Source organism: Allobosea sp. CER48 (genome assembly GCF_044752385.1).
Classification (GTDB): Bacteria; Pseudomonadota; Alphaproteobacteria; order Rhizobiales; family Beijerinckiaceae; genus Allobosea.
In genome coordinates, this window is record NZ_JBIWYK010000546.1 from 1 (window position 1) to 1,852 (window position 1,852).

1 protein-coding gene and 1 pseudogene are annotated in these 1,852 nt (G+C 67.1%); one reads left to right on the top strand and one right to left on the bottom strand.

Annotation, left to right across the window (positions count from 1 at the left end; genetic code table 11):
- Nucleotides 1-3 precede the first annotated feature (3 nt).
- Entirely contained in the window at nt 4-1,344 is a 1,341-nt protein-coding gene (gene aptA / locus ACIPIA_RS15365) for an omega-aminotransferase AptA (protein WP_400510801.1), read from the bottom strand.
- A 177-nt stretch (nt 1,345-1,521) separates the two neighbouring features.
- Between aptA and ACIPIA_RS15370 the strand changes: the two are divergent.
- Nucleotides 1,522-1,852: pseudogene (locus ACIPIA_RS15370) on the top strand (hypothetical protein); the annotation flags it as partial.

A 1,852-nucleotide genomic window follows, 5' to 3' on the forward strand; every position in this document is an offset into this window, starting at 1 on the left:
GGGTCAGTTCGCCACCGCGCGGATCGTCCGCCGCAGCTTGCCGATCAGCTCCTCGACCTGGGATTCGCTGATGATCAGCGGCGGCGAGAAGGCGATCGTGTCGGCGGCCGTGCGGATCATCAGCCCCTCCTCGTGGAAGGCGCGCTCGATGAACTCGTAGCCGCGCTTGCCGGCACCTTCCGCACGCGGGGCGAGGTCGATCGCGCCGACGAGGCCGAGCGTGCGGATGTCGACGACGTTCGGCTCGTCCTTCAGGCTCATCACGGCGTCCGCCCAGGCGCCTTCCATCGCGCGGGCGCGCTCGAACAGCCCTTCCTCGCGATAGATGTCGAGCGTGGCGAGCGAGGCCGCCGCAGCGAGCGGATGGCCCGAATAGGTGTAGCCGTGGAACAGCTCGATGACGTTGTCCGGGCCGCCCATGAACGCGTCATAGATATGCTTGCGCACGATCACGCCGCCCATCGGCACCGTGCCGGAGGTCACACCCTTGGCGAAGGTGATCATGTCGGGGATCACGCCGTATCGCTCGGCGGCGAAGGCGAAGCCGAGGCGGCCGAAGCCGGTGATGACTTCGTCGAAGATCAGGAGGATGCCGTGCTTGTCGCAGATCTCGCGCAGGCGCTTGAGATAGCCCTTCGGCGGCGGCAGGGCTCCGGTGGAGCCGGCCATCGGCTCGACGATCACGGCCGCGATGGTGGAGGCGTCGTGCAGCGCGACGATGCGCTCGAGATCATCGGCGAAATGCGCCCCGTATTCCGGCTCGCCCTTGCTGAACGCCTGCTTCTCGCGGTCATAGGTGTGCGCGAGGTGATCGACGCCGGTCAGCAGGGAGCCGAAGAACTTGCGGTTGTTCGACATGCCGCCGACCGAGATGCCGCCGAAGCCGACGCCGTGATAGCCGCGCTCGCGGCCGATCAGGCGGGTCTTGGCGGCCTTGCCCGAGACGTTCCAGTAGGCCAGCGCGATCTTGAGCGCGGAGTCGGCAGCCTCGGAGCCGGAGCCGGCGAAGAAGACGTGGTCGAGATCGCCCGGCGCCAGCGCCGCGATGCGCGCCGCGGCGGCGAAGACCTTGGGGTGGCCGTACTGGAAGGAAGGGGCGTAGTCGAGGTCGCGTGCCTGGGCCTGGATCGCCTGGATGATCGGCTCGCGGGAGTGGCCGGCATTGCAGCACCACAGGCCGGCGGTGCCGTCCATCACGGGCCGGTTCTCGGGCGTGTAGTAGAACATGCCCTCGGCGCGGGAGACCATGCGCGGGTTCTTCTTGAACGACCGGTTGGCCGTGAACGGCATCCAATAGGCTTCGAGATCGTTCGGCGTGCCGATGGCGGAGGAAGCGGAAGTCATTGAAGGCCCCTGTGGATTAACCTTGGTCGAACCTAACAGGCGAAAGCGGCCTGTAAATCGCCATGATGGGGGCTCAAGGCTGCGCCCGGCGGATAGCGGCCTGCGCGAATCTGCGTAGGTGACGTCTAACTGGAAGGCGTGGTTTCCCCGCTTGGGGCGCAGATCGAACGGACCCCAATGGCTGCAGACGACGATGATCTTGCACGGCTGGATGAGCGGGCCGCCGCGATCATCCGCGCGGAACTCGCGCGCATTCTTGCCTCAGACGCCTTTCGCGCCGCCCCGCAGCTTTCGGCCTTCCTGACCTTCATCGTCGAGCGCACGATCGACGGGCGGGCCGTCGAGCTGAAGGGCTACACCATCGCCGTGGAGGGGTTGGGCCGGCCGGCCGATTTCAATCCGCAGATCGACCCGATCGTCCGGGTCGAGGCCGGACGCCTGCGGCGGGCCCTGACGCAATACTACGCCGGAGACGGACAAGGCTCCCCCGTTCTGATTTCAATGCCGG